Source organism: Massilia genomosp. 1 (assembly GCF_011682185.1).
Taxonomy (GTDB): Bacteria; Pseudomonadota; Gammaproteobacteria; order Burkholderiales; family Burkholderiaceae_D; genus Telluria_A; species Telluria_A rubra.
In genome coordinates this window covers 17036-31862 of sequence record NZ_WHJF01000080.1, presented here as the reverse complement: position 1 = coordinate 31862, position 14827 = coordinate 17036, and the positions used below count along the sequence as shown (strand labels likewise).

Sequence of the window (14827 nt, the reverse complement as noted above, 5' to 3'; positions counted from 1 at the left end):
CCGGCGGATAGCTTTTGCTGGTGCGGAACTCGTAGGTGGCCAGGCCGCCGTGGTCGCCCTTGTAGATCTTGTCGAGCACGCCGAGCACGTTCAGGTCCTGGAAGATGCGCGAGTTGACGCGGCGCTTCAGGTAGGTCAGCCACGGCACGATTTCGGCATGGTAAAAGGCGAAGCCGCCATCCGAATGGCTGAAGCCGAACGAGTTGACGTAGCCGTTGATGTAGCTTTCGCTGCCATCGGCCATCAGCACGCCGACGCTGACGTTCTTGCCCATCAGGGTCTTGAGCTCGATGGCGCCATCTTTCGAGATCAGGCTCAGGTTAAAGATGTACTGGTCCGAAATCGTCGTGGTGCCGCTCATCGACTCGATCAGCAAGCCTTTGATGGGCGAGTAAAAGCGCAGCAGGCGCGTGGTGTCGACATAGTCGGCGGCGCCTCCGCCTCCGCCCCCGCCGCCCCCGCCGCCGCCACCAGCACCGGCCCCGGGGGCGGACAGCGCCACCGGATCAATCGCCGCCGGCGTGAAGCTCTCAACTGGTACGCTGAAGTCCATGGCCGCCTGCCCGGCCAGCGGGTGCTCGGCGATCGACAGGTTCAGATACTGCGACATATCCTCGCCCACGGCGGGCGCGCCCGGCACGAAGGGCATGTGCGGCATCTTGCCGGAAATCGTGTCTCCCAGGCCGCGCGCGTCAGGCACGAACGGCATGTGCGGAATCTTGCCGGCGATATCGTCCGCCTGGCTTAACAGCGCTTGCGCCTGGCCGGCGACCTGCATCGCCTTGGCGACGTTCGGGTTGGCCTGCGCCGCCAGGGCCGCGCCCGCGCTGGCAAGGCTGCCAATGCCGCCGCCACCCTGCAGGGCCGATGCCGCTTCGATGGCGGCGCCGGCGACAGCGATCTTCTTGCCGTCGACGCCGGCCAGGCCGGCAGCGCCAAGCGCCAGGCCCGTCACCGATGGCGCCGGCGCCGGCGGCGTGGTGGCAACGGTCGTGTGTGGTTTGAGGCCATCATCGGTGGCGTCAATGCGGCCGGTCTTGCTATCTAAGGGTTGAAATGACATCGCTGCTGCTCCCGCAAGTACAAAAAGTGGATCGATTACCCCGGCGCGGCCAGGCTCTCGCGCCGTAGCGCCGCCCTCGCCCGCCCTCTTCGCTTGCGCATCCGCCGGCCCTGTCGCGCCAGCCAGTGCAAGAAAATGAAGGTTATCGTTTTGGAAAGTGTGTATACTATCACAAAGAAATTAATCATTAGATATTAGACATTTTTTGCGGTCGATCGACATCCACGAGCCGAAACTCTTCTTGCATGACAACTAATCTCGCTCCAAATAGCTGGACAAACTTCAACGACATGGTACGCAAGATGCAACGGCGAGAACCATCGGCGAGCGACCAACGACCACGCGCGAGCGACAAGCGCCTGCGCCATGTGTCGCATCAAGCGGCCGCTTCGCCTGGCCCGATCGCCGCTGCCGCAATGCCTGTCGACCCTGCGCTGCGGCTGGTGCGAGGCTATCCGGTCAACCCGATTACAGGCTGCAAGCTGCTGGCCGGCGAGATCGATCTCGACTTCGCCCTGCCGGCCGCCCTGCCCCTGCGCTGGCAGCGCATCTACAGTTCCGGCCAGCGCAAGACCGGCCTGCTCGGCCAGGGCTGGAGCACGCCGCTGTCGGAGTCGCTGCACATCAGCGATGGCCAGCTCATTATCCTCGATCCATTCCAGCGCGACATCACTTTCGCACTGCCGCGCGCGGGCGAGGCCCTGTATTCGCTGACGGAAAAGATCACCCTGGAACGCACCGGCGAGCGCAGCTACGAGCTGACCGACGTCCACGGCCTGCGCAAGCAGTTTGCCATGCTGCCGAGGGCCTACGACAGCGCCGTGCTGGTCGGCATGGTCGACGCCAACGACAACCGGATCAGCATCACCTGGAACGCCCGTCAACTGCCCGAGACGGTACACGACAGCGCCGGGCGCGTGTTCATCATGGACTACATCGCCCATCGCGGCGAGCTACGACTGGGCAGCATCAGCGTGCAGCGCGACGCGGTCGACTATGAGGAGCCGACCACCGAGTTGGTGATGCAATACAGGTACGATGAACTCGGCAACCTGTTCCAGGTGATCGACCGCGCCGGCCACGTCACGCGCCAGTTCGCCTACATGAACCATATCATGATCGAACACGCGCAGCCCGGCGCTCTGGTGTCGCGCTACGAGTACGACGAATACGAGTGGACCGGCAAGGTCACGCGCAACTGGGCCAACAACGGCATGTCGTGGAATTTCCGCTACCTGAACGGCGAAACCCTGGTCTACGACCACCTTGGGCGCGAGGAGCTTTTCCGCTTCGACAAAAAGCACCGCTTCACCGGCACGGTCGACGCGCTCGGCGGCGAAACCGTGCGCCACCTCGACACCCACGGCAATGTGGTCGGCATCGTCGCGCCAGGCGGACCGAGCACCATCTACCGCTACGACCGGCGCAGCCGCCTGATGCGGGTGGAAAGCAACGGCAAAGGGACCGGCATCGTGTACGACGCCAAGGTCGACAAACCGGCCCTGATCACCGATGCGCTCGGCGCCATCACAGCGCTGCGCTACGACGAGCGCGGCAACCTGCTCAGTGTAACGGACGCGCTCGGCAACCGCGCCGCCTGTGAATACAACGAGCACGGCTTGCCTGTCAAGGTGACCGACGCCGCCGGTGGCGTCCAACTGCTGGCCTACAACCGCGCGGGCCAGCCGGTCAGCCATACCGATTGCTCGGGCAACACCAGTCACTTCAGCTACGACGTCGACGGCAAGCTGGTGCGCTGGACCGATGCGCAGGGCAACGCCACGTCCTACACCTACGACGCGGCCGGACGCCTGACCACGACCGCGCACCCCGACGGCGCCACCGACGCTTACGAATACGATGCCCTGGGCCGCCTGCTGGCGCACACCGACGCCGCCGGCAACCGCACCGGCTATGTGCTCGATGTGGATGGCAAGCGGCTCAAGCGCATCGATGCGCGCGGCGGCGTGCTCGAGTACCGTTATGACGGGGCCCGCCGCCTGGCCGGACTGATCAAGGAGAATGGCGACGCCCAACTCTTCGTGTACGACGCGCTCGACCGCATGGTTGAAGAGACCGGCTTCGACGCCCGCCTGACCCGCTACCTTTACAGCGACAGCGGACTGCTGGCAGCGAAGGAAGAACTCGACAACGGCGTGCGCACCGATACCAGTTATATGCGCAACAGCGCCGGGCAAGTCATCGACATGTTCATCACACGCGTGGCCGGCAACGCAAACGCCGAACAGTCGCGCCAGCGCTTCACCTATGACGACCTGGGCCGGATGACGCAAGCCATCAGCGCCGACGCCATCGTGGCGCTGGAATACGACGCGTTGGGGCAACTGGTGAGCGAGCAGCGCGAAAGCGGCGGCGAAACGCGGGTCTTGCATCACCAGTACGACGCGCTGGGCAACAGGACCCGGAGCGTGCCGCCGGACAGGCCGCTGCTCGACAAGCTGTCCGACGCATCCGCACCGCTGCGCCAGGCCGGCGCCATCGACCACATCCGCCAGGCGCGCCCCAAGCGCCGCATCCAGGGCGCGCTGGCCAACACCTTCCATCACGATGCGATGGGGCCGATGCTCTCGCAGGTGGCGGGCCAGATCGTGACGGGCGAAGGCGCCCTGCCTGCGACGGAGCGCAACGACCAGTACGACCAGACCGGCAATGTGCTGGGGATGGACGTCAAGCGCAATGCGCGCCTGAGCGATTGGCATGACGTGATCGGGCGCATCCTGCCGGCGGTGCAGCCGCAGCTGGACGAATGATAAGTAAAGCCTTCCCCGCAGGACCATGTTGAGAGAACCAATGTTATCCATCGCCGCCATTGAAATTGCCAGGTGCCCGTGGCAAGGACTGTGGGTATTGTATGGGGAACTGATGCGGGGAAACCGGGATTCCGCACGCGAGGTGATCGAGGCCATCGATTCAGTCCTCCATCAACGTGCAAGAGGCTTTATGATCATCGTTCGGTGTGAAACAGGATGCGATGCGCGCATCGCGGCCGATTCCCTGGCCGGCGCGTCTTTTGCAGGCCTCGATCTGCATCGCGCCCTGCTTGCCGGCGAAAATGGACAGGGGTCCGATTTTTCCGGGGCAGGATTACGATCCGCGTAGGCGTGCTGTGGCGCTTCCCGATCGCCAGGCCCTGGGAAATCGATCTCACCTGCATTGCCACCTTCATCGTCGATGAAAACAGCACACTGCGCATCGCGGATCGTTGCAGCGAACATGTGGCCTGCGCCGGTGGCCGCCCGGTGCAATCGGCCGGCAAAATGACTTTTCAGGTCGACAAAGACCAGGCGCGCGTTCACGCCGTCACAAACCAGTCCACCGGCTACTGCCCCGAGCCCCAGTCATGGCCGCAGGTGGCCGACGCCATCCGCAAGGCCGGCCTGGTGGCTCCCGCCGGCTTCCACGTCAATTTCCTGCTCTGGAAATGCACGGATTGCCATGCCCTGAATGTGATCAAGGAGGGCGTGTTCGTGTGTGCGATGTGCGATGCGGATTTACCTGCGGACTGGAACCTCGCCTGACTGCCGGCAGCGCGTGCGCCAGGCCGGCATCGACGTTTCCGCGCCCGCGTTGTATAGTCCACCTATCTCCATTTTCAGAAAAGCGATCCATGGCCGAGAAATCAGACATCCTGTACGGCGTTGCCGAAGCCAATGACGATACCCTGGCCTCCATGCGCCTGCGCGCCATGGCCAGCGAATTGGGCGAACCCGATCACATGGACCTGGACGACGATCCCACCCTGCGTATCAACATCTACGCCTTCGGCCGTAACTTTGTCGAGGAATGCGAGGTCGATGCCGCCGACCAGCAAGGCTATGTGCTGGTCACCTCGGGCATGAGCGACCGGCTGATGACCGGCCCGCTCGATACCGACGTCGCCGACACCCTCGCTGCGGAGCTGGTATGGAACGTACCGGACCTCAATCCCGCCTATTTCACCACCTTGCGCTGGCTGGCAAAGCTGCCGGAAATGGACCACACCTGGTTCGGCCAGGGTCACACCGTGCCGATGCCGATGTCGCCGCTGGAAGGCTGTGCGTTCAAGACCTTCCTGTTCCTGCCGCCGATTATCCGTACCGACCGCGAACTGTTCGAGCATATCGACCATGACGGATACGCCATCGGAACGCTGTGCGTACACCTGATCTCGGACAGCGAATATGCCCTGGTCCGTAACAGCGAGGAAGGCCTGGGCGAATTTCTCGACCTGCTCGATGATCACGCCCACCCGCACGTGTTCAATCCCGTGCGACGTCCCTACGTATAGCACGCCGGCAAGGCTGATCGATGCGCAAGCTGATGAAACACCAATGGCACGATCTGCGCAATCAGTTGCTGCGGCTCGACGATGACGCCGCGCCGGAAGCCATTTTCAAGACCCTCGTCGCCGGGTTCAGGAAATACCGCCCGCAATTCAGCAGCGGGCCATTTGCCTACTTGCGTTTCGTGCGCTACTTCAGCATGCAGGCGGCCGACTACCCGGTGGCGCAATCGACGATGCGCGATGCCGAGTTCCGCCATTTCAAGAAGTGCATCCTGGGGCACGACGTCTGGGGCGACCTGAACGCCATCGCGGGGCTTCTGAGCGAAACAATGGAACGCCTGGTCACGCTACATATCGAGCAGTGTTGTCCCCGATGCCGGCACGAGGATTTCGCCACCTACAAGTCGCTTGCGACAGGACAGCTTGTGATCCAGTGCGAGGTGTGCTTTCACGTGGAAGGTCGCAACAGCGATGCCTACGCGGGAGGCGCAATCACCTTTGCCAGCGCGGCCGACCTGCGCCTGCCTGGCCGCCCGCCAGCGAGCCCCCTGCCCCTGCCGGAACACCTTTCTCCCCGCATCCGCGTCGATTGCGCCGAGATGGTCGATTACAACCTCGTCGTACTGTCGCACCGGGACCAGGAAACCGACTCCGCCGGTGCTCTGCACGGCTTCTATCGCGGCATGCCGGTCGCCATCTTTGATGAGGATATCAACGAGCAAGGCCATCCGGGCTTTCTCGTCGCCAACGGGCACGCGGAACCGGTAGTCACCCCGCCGCTGTGGGCCCCGAGCGCCAGATGGCTGTGCCGCATCGACAAGTCCGGCGTTCGCCACGCAAGCGCCGCCGGCTAGCCTCCAGGGGTGCCGCCATTACCGGCGCACATATTATCGAATCTGTCGTCGGACAAGAAAGCCCAGTCTTCGACCGGCAATGGCCCCATTGAATTGGCGGACAGGAAGGTCCAGCCATTGTGGATGTGCATGGAGAAGTGACGCAATTGCGCGGGAATGCGCGGGCACGGCGCGCAGGGCGGGATGGCCGCGATAGAAATGAAGCTCGCCTTTGGCCGTAAAGGGATACAACAGCGACACCGCCTTGCTGTGCTCGGCCAGCACCACCAACGGGCTGGCGAACTTGTGCAGGAAATTGAGGACGGCCGCGCAGCTTGGCACGCGGGTACGCCGCCCGCAATCGCGACGAATCCCGCCGCAGGCCAGGCAAGGCGCGGCGTTACTGGACCAGCGGACTATCGGCCCCTTCCATGCTCATGCCCCCGATCCGCGCCTGTCCCACCAAAATATGCAGGTACTGATGCGTGGCGCGCTGGCTCGACTGGCGGTCGAGATACGCCGCGATCTCGCTTTTCACCGCGTCGAACGGCAACAAGCGCCCCGCCACCCGCCGCAGCACCTGCACGATATGCAGGCCGAAGCGCGTTTCGAGCAAGCGCCCGGCCAGCTCGCCCTCGCCCAGCCGGAACACCAGTTCCTCGAACTCCGGCACGCTTTGCCCGCGCGACAGCTGCCCGAGGCTGCCGCCCACCTTGCCGGAACTGCAATTCGAATACTGCCCGGCCAGCTCGCCGAAGCGGTCCGGGTGGGCCTGCAACGCTTCCAGCACCGCTTCGCCAGTGGCGCGCAGCAACTCCAGCGGCGCGCCAGACGTCACCTGGAACAGGATATGGCGCGCCTCGACCATCTCGCCGCTGGTATAACGCTGGGCATTGTTGCGATACCACGTCATGCAGGCCGCTTCGTCGGCTTTCGGCACCTTGACCTGCAGCGCCAGCAGCGCCTCGATGCGGGCGTCATCGTCGCCCCCGCTCATTCCCAGTTCATCAGCCTGTTGCAGCAGCAAGGTGCGCAGCACCAGTTCATGCACCGCTTCCTTGAGCGGATTGCCCGCCTCCTGGTGAAGCGGCAACTCGCGCTCGATCGCCACATCGTCGATCTCCACGCCATTGACAGAAATACCCATGATCATTCTCCCGATTAACGACTACGCACGAGCTGGTAAGCGCGGCCAAGATAGGTCAGCGCGCCGAAGCCGCTCCACACATGCACCAGGCGGGTGAACGGGAAGATGACGAACAGCGACATGCCCATGAACAGATGCAGCTTGAACAGCAGCGGCGCATCGATGATGAACGCGGCCGCATCGGCGCGGAAAGTCACGATATGTTGCGCCCAGTTCATCAGCAGCACCATCGTGTGCCCGTCCATATGGCTGGCCGACACGTAGATCGACGACAGTCCCAGCAGCAAGGTGGCCAGTATCCACAGCAGTACGATCTTGTCCTTGAAGGTGGTGGCCTTGCGCAGTCGGTCATTGCCGAAGCGCCGTGCCAGCAGCAGCACGATGCCAACCAGGCACAGCAGCCCCATCACGCCGCCGGCCACCATCGCCACCAGTTGCTTGAGGCCGTGGCTGACACCGAGCGTGTCCCACACCCACACCGGGGTCAGCAAGCCCGCCATATGGCCGAAGAACAGGCCGATGATGCCGATATGGAACAGGATGCTCCCATACCGCAAGCTGCCCTGATGCAGCACCTGGGTCGATTCCGACTTCCACGTATATTGCTCGCGGTCGAAACGGATCAGGCTGCCGAGCAAGAAGATCGCCAGCGCGATATAGGGATAAATCCCAAACAGAAATTGATGCAGATAGTCCATGATGGCTCCTTTACGCGCCGGCCGCGGCGCGCGCCGTGCGGGGATAGAAATTGATCGTATGCGTGCCGGGCGCCCCCGGTTTGAGCAAGGGTTCGACCCCGTCCATGCCCGGACCGAAGGTTTCCAGCGCCTCGTCCATGTCGCGCACCGGCGGCTCGGTCAGTTCCTCGGCCGCCACCGGGCTCAAATGTTCCAGCACGGCAAACACGCCGGCGTACGGGCTGCCGTTGGCGGCCAGTTTGCGACCGATGTGCGCCAGCACGTGTACCGCGTCCGACAACAGGCGCGCGGCCTCCTCGGTGCTCTGCTGCGACAGGAATTCGAGGAACAGCGGCACAAAATCGGGCAAGTCGTCGCCCGTCATGAACAAGCCGTGCCCCTTGTATTCTTCCATCAGGTCGACCATGGCCTGGCCGCGGTCGCGCGATTCGCCATGAATATGCTCGAACAGATGCAGCGAATGCGAGGGATTGCGGTCGAACGTCATCACATAGTTTTGCTGCAGGTCGATCAGGGCGCCGTCGCTCAGGTAGGCGAACAGCGGCAGCAAGGGCGCATGCAGGGCCGGCGAATGCGCCATCGCATTGGCCAGGAAAGGCAACTCGGCGATCAGCTCCGCTTCCGGATACAGCAACAGGTTGGACAACACCTGATAATGTTGATTGGTTTTCATCATGCCTCCTGGATGTCTTTCTTTTTGCGCGACTTCGGCATCGCCATGAAGATGGCCGAGCCCTGCTTTTTCTTGCCGAACAGGCTGGTTTCCGTCACGCCGTCCGAACAGCCGTTTCCGAAGCTGAAGCCGCACGAACCTTTTTCGTTGAAGCTGTCTTCCGCCATTTCCTTGTGACTGCTCGGAATCACGAAGCGGTCTTCGTAATTGGCGATCGCCATGATGTGGTACATGTCCTCGACCATCGCGCGGCTCAAGCCGACCTGTTCCAGCACGGCCAGGTTCTCGACCTTGTCCACGGTCTTGCTGCGCATGTAGGCGCGCATGGCCAGCATGCGGTCGAGCGCGCGGATCACGGGCGGCTGGTCGCCGGCGGTCAGCAGATTGGCCAGGTATTGCACCGGAATGCGCAGGCTGTTGGTATCGGGCAAAATGCCGTTCATCCCCAGCTTGCCGGACTCGGCCGCAGCCTGGATCGGCGACAGCGGCGGGATGTACCACACCATCGGCAAGGTCCGGTATTCCGGATGCAGCGGGAAGGCCACTTTCCAGTCGACCGCCATCTTGTAGACCGGCGACTTCTTGGCCGACTCCAGCCACGAGTCGGGAATGCCCTGGCGCCGCGCTTCCTCGATGATGGCCGGGTCGTGCGGGTCGAGGAACAGGCCCAGCTGCGCCTGGTACAGGTCGCGCTCGTCCGGCACCGAGGCTGCCGCTTCGATCTTGTCGGCGTCGTACAGCAGCACGCCCAGGTAGCGGATGCGCCCGACGCAGGTTTCCGAACACACGGTCGGCTGGCCCGCTTCAATGCGCGGATAGCAGAAGGTGCATTTCTCGGCCTTGCCGGACGACCAGTTGTAGTAAATCTTCTTGTACGGGCAGCCCGAAATGCACATGCGCCAGCCGCGGCATTTATCCTGGTCGATCAGCACGATGCCGTCGTCTTCGCGCTTGTACACCGAGCCCGACGGGCAAGACGCCACGCAGGTCGGGTTCAGGCAGTGCTCGCACAGGCGCGGCAGGTACATCATGAAGGTGTTTTCGAAGGTGCCGTACATCTCCTTCTGCATGTTGTCGAACAGCTTGTCCTTGCTGCGGGCGGCGAACTCCCCGCCCAGGTCGTCTTCCCAGTTCGGACCCCATTCGATCTTGTCCATCTTCTTGCCGCTCAACACCGAGATCGGACGCGCCGTCGGCGGCGTTTCCGACAGCGGCGCGTTTTGCAGGCGCTCGTAGTCGTAGGTGAACGGCTCGTAATACTCGTCGATGGCCGGCAGGTTCGGATTGGCGAAAATATTGGCGAGGATTTTCAGCCGCCCGCCCTGGCGCGGTTCGATCTTGCCGGCGGCTGTGCGTTTCCAGCCGCCATTCCATTTATCCTGGTTTTCCCATTCCTTCGGGTAACCGATGCCGGGTTTCGTTTCGACATTGTTGAACCAGGCGTATTCGACGCCGTCGCGGCTGGTCCAGACGTTCTTGCAGGTGACCGAACACGTGTGACAGCCAATGCACTTGTCCAGGTTCAACACCATGCCGATTTGCGCTCTGATCTTCATACGTGTGCTCCCTTGTTTGCTCCACTCGTTTCTTCCACCAGGGGGCCTTCCAGCCACTCCACTTTGTCCATCTTGCGTACCAGCACAAACTCATCGCGGTTCGAGCCCACCGTGCCGTAGTAATTGAAGCCCCACGACAACTGTGCATAACCGCCGATCATGTGGGTCGGCTTGGTCACGGTGCGCGTGACCGAGTTGTGGATGCCGCCGCGCTTGCCCGACAATTCCGCGCCCGGCGTGTTGATGATCTTTTCCTGGGCGTGGTACATCAAGGTCATCCCTTCGGGAATGCGCTGGCTGACCACCGCACGCGCCGTCAGGGTGCCGTTGACGTTGAACACTTCGATCCAGTCGTTGTCGACAATCCCGGCATCCTTCGCATCGATTTCCGACATCCATACGTGCGGCCCGCCGCGCGACAAGGTCAGCATGCGCAGGTTGTCCGAATACGTGGAGTGGATGCCCCATTTCTGGTGCGGCGTCAGGAAGTTCAGCGCGATTTCCTTGTTGCCGTTCGGCGCCGCGCCCAACATCGCCGCCGTGGTCTTGGTGTCGATGGCCGGCTTGTACACGCACAGCCCCTCGCCAAAATCGCGCATCCAGCGGTGATCCTGGTAGAACTGCTGGCGGCCGGTCAGGGTGCGCCATGGAATCAGTTCATGCACATTGGTATAGCCGGCCGTGTAGCTCACTTCTTCCGACTCCAGCCCCGACCAGGTCGGCGACGAGATGATCTTGCGCGGCTGCGCCTGCACATCGCGGAAGCGGATCGTGTCGTGCTCGCGCGGCAGCGCCAGGTGCGTGTGGTCGCGTCCGGTCATGGTCGACAGCGCCGCCCAGGCCTTGACCGCCACGTGGCCGTTGGTTTCCGGCGCCAGCGACAAGATCATTTCGGCCGCGTCGATGGCGGTATCAAGCCGTGGCTGCCCTTGCGAGACGCCCTCTTCCAGCACCGTGCGGTTGATGCCGCGCAGCACATCGACTTCGTGCCCGGTCTTCCAGCCGATGCCCTTGCCGCCATTGCCCAGTTTTTCCAGCAGCGGGCCGATCGAGGTGAATTTCTTGAACACATCCTTGTAATCGCGCGTCACCACGGTCAGGTTCGGCATGGTCTTGCCCGGAATCGGCTCGCACTCGCCGGCGCGCCAATCTTTCGGATCGAACGGTTGGCCCAGTTCGCCCGGGGTATCGTGCATCAGCGGGGTCAGCACCAGGTCTTGCTGGGTGCCCAGGTATTCGCCTCCGATTTCCGCGAATTTTTCGGCGATGCCCTTGTAGATTTCCCAATCCGATTTCGACTGCCACAGCGGTTGCACGGCTTCCGACAGCGGGTGGATGAAGGGGTGCATGTCCGAGGTGTTCAGGTCGTCCTTTTCATACCAGGTGGCGGTCGGCAGCACGATGTCGCCATACAGGCAGGTGGTGGACATGCGGAAGTCCAGCACCACCACCAAGTCCAGCTTGCCTTCGGCGGCGGGACGGATTTTCACGTCGCGCGGCTTGACGCAGTGCGTTTCGTCGCTCATCAGCGCGTTCTGGGTGCCCAGCAAGTACTTGAGGAAATACTCGTGGCCCTTGCCCGAGCTGCCCAGGATATTCGAGCGCCACACAAACATATTGCGCGGGAAGTTGGCCGGATTGTCCGGATCGTCGCACGAAAAGTTCAGCTTGCCGGCCTTGATCTGCTCGACCGCATACGCGGCCGGTTCCATGCCGGCGGCCTGGGCCGCGCGGGTGACTTCCAGCGGATTGGTTTCCAGTTGCGGCGCCGATGGCAGCCAGCCCATGCGCTCGGCCTTGGCGTTGTAGTCGATCAGCGCCATCGGTTCGACGTCATCCCCTGCCGATGGCGAGGAAATCTCGCTCGTGTGCAGCTTTTCATGGCGCCACTGGCTGGTGTGGGCGTAGAAGAACGAGGTGCCGTTCATCTGGCGCATCGGCCGGTTCCAGTCCTGCGCGAAGGCGAGCGGGGTCCAGCCGGTTTGCGGACGCAGCTTTTCCTGGCCCACGTAGTGCGCCCAGCCGCCGCCCGACTTGCCGATGCAGCCGCACATCATCAACAGATTGATGATGCCGCGATACGTCATGTCCATGTGGTACCAGTGATTCAGTGCGGCGCCGACGATGACCATGCTCTTGCCCTGGGTCTGGTCGGCGTTCTCGGCGAACTGGCGGGCCACCGTGATCACGTCCGCCGCTTTCACGCCGGTGTGCTTGACTTGCCAGGCCGGCGTGTACGGCACGTCGTCGTCATAGCTGGTGGCAACGTTGCCGCCACCAAGGCCACGGTCGATGCCATAGTTGGCCAGGGTCAGGTCGAACACGGTGGTCACCAGCGCGGTCGTGCCGTCGGCCAGCCGCACTTTCTTGACCGGCACGCGGCGCATCAGCATGTCGCTGGCATCCTTGCCGCCGAAGTAGGCAAAGCCGACTTCCTCGACCGCATCGCGGCAGCCGATCAGGGACAGCAGCGGATCGATCGCCTTGCCGCTGGTGCCCTCTTTCTGTTCCAGGTTCCAGCGGCCCGACTCGCCCCAGCGGAAACCGATGGTGCCGGCCGGCGCGCAGATGTTGCCGGTGGCTTCGTCGATGACCAGGGTTTTCCAGTCGGGATTATTGGTTTCGTCCAGGTTATTGGCCAGGTGCGATGCGCGCAGGAAGTAATCCGGCACCAGCGCGCCATTGGTTTCCTTGAGCATGACCAGCATCGGGAAGTCGGTGTACTGCTTGGCGTAGCCACGGAAATAGTCCGAGCCGCCGTTGGCGTGGAATTCTTTCAGGACCACGTGACCCATGGCCAGCGCCAGCGCGGCGTCAGTGCCTTGCTTGGGAGCGAGCCAGATATCGCCGAACTTGGCCATTTCGCCGAAATCGGACGAAACGGCCACCGTTTTCGTGCCCTTGTAGCGCACTTCCGTGTAGAAGTGGGCGTCCGGCGTGCGCGTCATCGGCACGTTCGAGCCCCACACCATCAGGAAGGTGGAGTTGTACCAGTCGGCCGATTCCGGCACGTCGGTCTGTTCGCCCCACACCTGCGGGCTGGCTGGCGGCAAGTCGCAATACCAGTCGTAGAAACTCAGGGCCACGCCGCCGATGAGCGACAGGTAGCGCGTGCCGGCGGCGTAGCTGACCATCGACATGGCGGGAATCGGCGAAAAGCCGACGATGCGGTCCGGGCCGTATTTCTTGATGGTGAAGGCATTGGCGGCGGCAATCATTTCATTGACGTCATCCCACTTGGCGCGCACGAAACCGCCCAGGCCGCGGATCGACTTGTACGACTTGGCCCGTTCCGGGTCCTGGCTGATCCAGGCCCAGGCGGCGATCGGGTCCATGCTCAGGCGCGCTTCGCGCCACATCTGCATCAGGCGGCCGCGCACCATCGGGTACTTGACGCGCTGGGCCGAATACACGTACCAGGAATAGCTGGCGCCGCGCGGGCAGCCGCGCGGCTCGTGGTTGGGCAGGTCGGGCCGGGTGCGCGGGTAGTCGGTCTGCTGGGTTTCCCAGGTGATCAGGCCATTCTTGACATACACCTTCCAGCTGCACGAACCGGTGCAATTGACGCCGTGCGTCGAACGCACGATCTTATCGTGCTGCCAGCGCTGGCGATAAGCGTTTTCCCAGGTACGGTCCTCGTGGACCACGGCGCCGTGGCCGTTGGAAAACGTCTCCTTGGGGCGATTGAAGAACTTCAGACGATCCAGAAAATGACTCATGCTGCCTCCGCTTGGATGAGAGGGGCGCCGTCAACAGGGCGCTACCCGATTGAGCCCAGTCTACGCAGCGGCAGTCATGGTGCATATTGGCAAGAAGGTGATTGGGCGCGGCGACAAGGAGTAGGCGACCTAGTCCTTTGTGGCTATGGAGGGTGCCGGATGGATACGGTATACATGCGGTATCTGACATCGACGTTGAAGGAAATACCCATGAATATCACCAGTTATGACGACCTGATCCGCGCCGCGCGCGCCCAGCCGCAACCGCAGCGCCTGTTGTTCGCGTTTGCCAAGGCGGAGTTGCCGGATGAGGCAGGCGAGGCCGAACGCGCCGGTTTTGCCGAACAGCGCGGCGGCGCCCTGGCCCCGGTGATGTGCGTCGACAAGACCATCGAGGAACTGGGCAGCTTTGCCGACCTGGTGGCCGAGTCGGCCTACACCGGCAAGGACTGGGACATCGTGTTTGTCACCACCATGTCCGGCCGCAACGGCAAGCCGCCGGCCTCGACCGAAGCGGAAGCGCCGCTGAACATGATGGTGACCTACATTCACACCGGCCAGATCGGCCAATTCCTGGCGTTCGGAAAGGATGGCGAACTCAAGCGGATGGCCCAGTAATTTGAATATTCGCAGACAACAGCCAATACCCACCAACCAGTACAACTGGTGTCCCACAACTGGTGTCCACAACTGGTGTCAGGTCTGACATTCAGACACGAGCTGAACGATCACCACGGACAACTGGTGTCGGACAACAGTACAACTGGTGTCAGGTCTGACATTCGGACACGAACTGAACGATCACCACTGCCCAGGCCGTGTCTGAATGTCAGACCTGACCCCAAGCCGCTCT

The 14827-nt window shown here is 62.8% G+C and carries 13 protein-coding genes; 6 read left to right on the top strand and 7 right to left on the bottom strand.

The features are described 5' to 3' along the window. The coding region (locus F1735_RS24280; RefSeq protein ID WP_267876690.1) for a contractile injection system protein, VgrG/Pvc8 family at positions 1–1063 on the bottom strand (1063 nt) is incomplete at its 3' end. Between the two features lie 416 nt (positions 1064–1479). Here F1735_RS24280 and F1735_RS24275 point away from each other — a divergent pair. The 5 genes from F1735_RS24275 to F1735_RS24255 all read left to right on the top strand — a co-directional run bounded on the left by F1735_RS24275 (position 1480) and on the right by F1735_RS24255 (position 6202). Then, positions 1480–3834 (top strand): DUF6531 domain-containing protein, encoded by a 2355-nt coding sequence (locus tag F1735_RS24275; protein WP_167239317.1) that lies wholly within the window; start codon positions 1480–1482, stop codon positions 3832–3834. Positions 3835–3874: 40 nt separating this feature from the next. Then, positions 3875–4183 carry a hypothetical protein gene (locus F1735_RS24270; protein WP_167239316.1) on the top strand — a complete coding sequence of 103 codons (309 nt, stop codon included), beginning with the start codon at positions 3875–3877 and terminating at the stop codon, positions 4181–4183. A 2-nt stretch (positions 4184–4185) separates the two neighbouring features. Continuing rightward, positions 4186–4602 (top strand): hypothetical protein, encoded by a 417-nt coding sequence (locus F1735_RS24265; RefSeq protein ID WP_167239315.1) that lies wholly within the window; start codon positions 4186–4188, stop codon positions 4600–4602. Between the two features lie 89 nt (positions 4603–4691). Continuing rightward, the gene (locus F1735_RS24260; RefSeq protein ID WP_167239314.1) at positions 4692–5351 is read left to right on the top strand and encodes a suppressor of fused domain protein; all 660 of its coding nucleotides are present in this window, start codon (positions 4692–4694) and stop codon (positions 5349–5351) included. Positions 5352–5371: 20 nt separating this feature from the next. Then, positions 5372–6202: a hypothetical protein gene (locus tag F1735_RS24255; protein ID WP_167239313.1), complete on the top strand. Its 831-nt coding sequence runs from the start codon at positions 5372–5374 to the stop codon at positions 6200–6202. Between the two features lie 33 nt (positions 6203–6235). On the opposite strand, the gene F1735_RS24250 is transcribed toward F1735_RS24255, so the two are convergent. The 6 genes from F1735_RS24250 to F1735_RS24225 are packed head-to-tail and all read right to left on the bottom strand — an operon-like array spanning position 6236 to position 13974. Further along, the gene (locus F1735_RS24250) at positions 6236–6523 is read right to left on the bottom strand and encodes a hypothetical protein (RefSeq protein ID WP_167239312.1); all 288 of its coding nucleotides are present in this window, start codon (positions 6521–6523) and stop codon (positions 6236–6238) included. A gap of 58 nt (positions 6524–6581) precedes the next feature. Further along, positions 6582–7328, bottom strand: coding sequence for a peptidylprolyl isomerase (locus F1735_RS24245; RefSeq protein WP_167239311.1), 747 nt, complete (start codon positions 7326–7328; stop codon positions 6582–6584). Between the two features lie 14 nt (positions 7329–7342). Continuing rightward, on the bottom strand, positions 7343–8026 hold the full coding sequence (gene narI, locus F1735_RS24240; RefSeq protein WP_167239310.1) for a respiratory nitrate reductase subunit gamma: 684 nt from the start codon (positions 8024–8026) through the stop codon (positions 7343–7345). A gap of 10 nt (positions 8027–8036) precedes the next feature. Beyond that, positions 8037–8699, bottom strand: a complete 663-nt coding sequence (gene narJ, locus F1735_RS24235) for a nitrate reductase molybdenum cofactor assembly chaperone (RefSeq protein ID WP_167239309.1) — start codon at positions 8697–8699, stop codon at positions 8037–8039. Then, positions 8699–10255: a nitrate reductase subunit beta gene (gene narH / locus F1735_RS24230; RefSeq protein WP_167239308.1), complete on the bottom strand. Its 1557-nt coding sequence runs from the start codon at positions 10253–10255 to the stop codon at positions 8699–8701. The genes narJ and narH overlap by 1 nt, the downstream gene beginning before the upstream one ends. Then, complete coding sequence (locus F1735_RS24225; protein ID WP_167239307.1) at positions 10252–13974, bottom strand: nitrate reductase subunit alpha; 3723 nt, start codon at positions 13972–13974, stop codon at positions 10252–10254. The genes narH and F1735_RS24225 overlap by 4 nt, the downstream gene beginning before the upstream one ends. A gap of 210 nt (positions 13975–14184) precedes the next feature. Between F1735_RS24225 and F1735_RS24220 the strand changes: the two genes are divergently transcribed. After that, positions 14185–14592 (top strand): ribonucleotide reductase subunit alpha, encoded by a 408-nt coding sequence (locus F1735_RS24220; RefSeq protein ID WP_167239306.1) that lies wholly within the window; start codon positions 14185–14187, stop codon positions 14590–14592. The last annotated feature ends 235 nt before the right edge of the window (positions 14593–14827 follow it).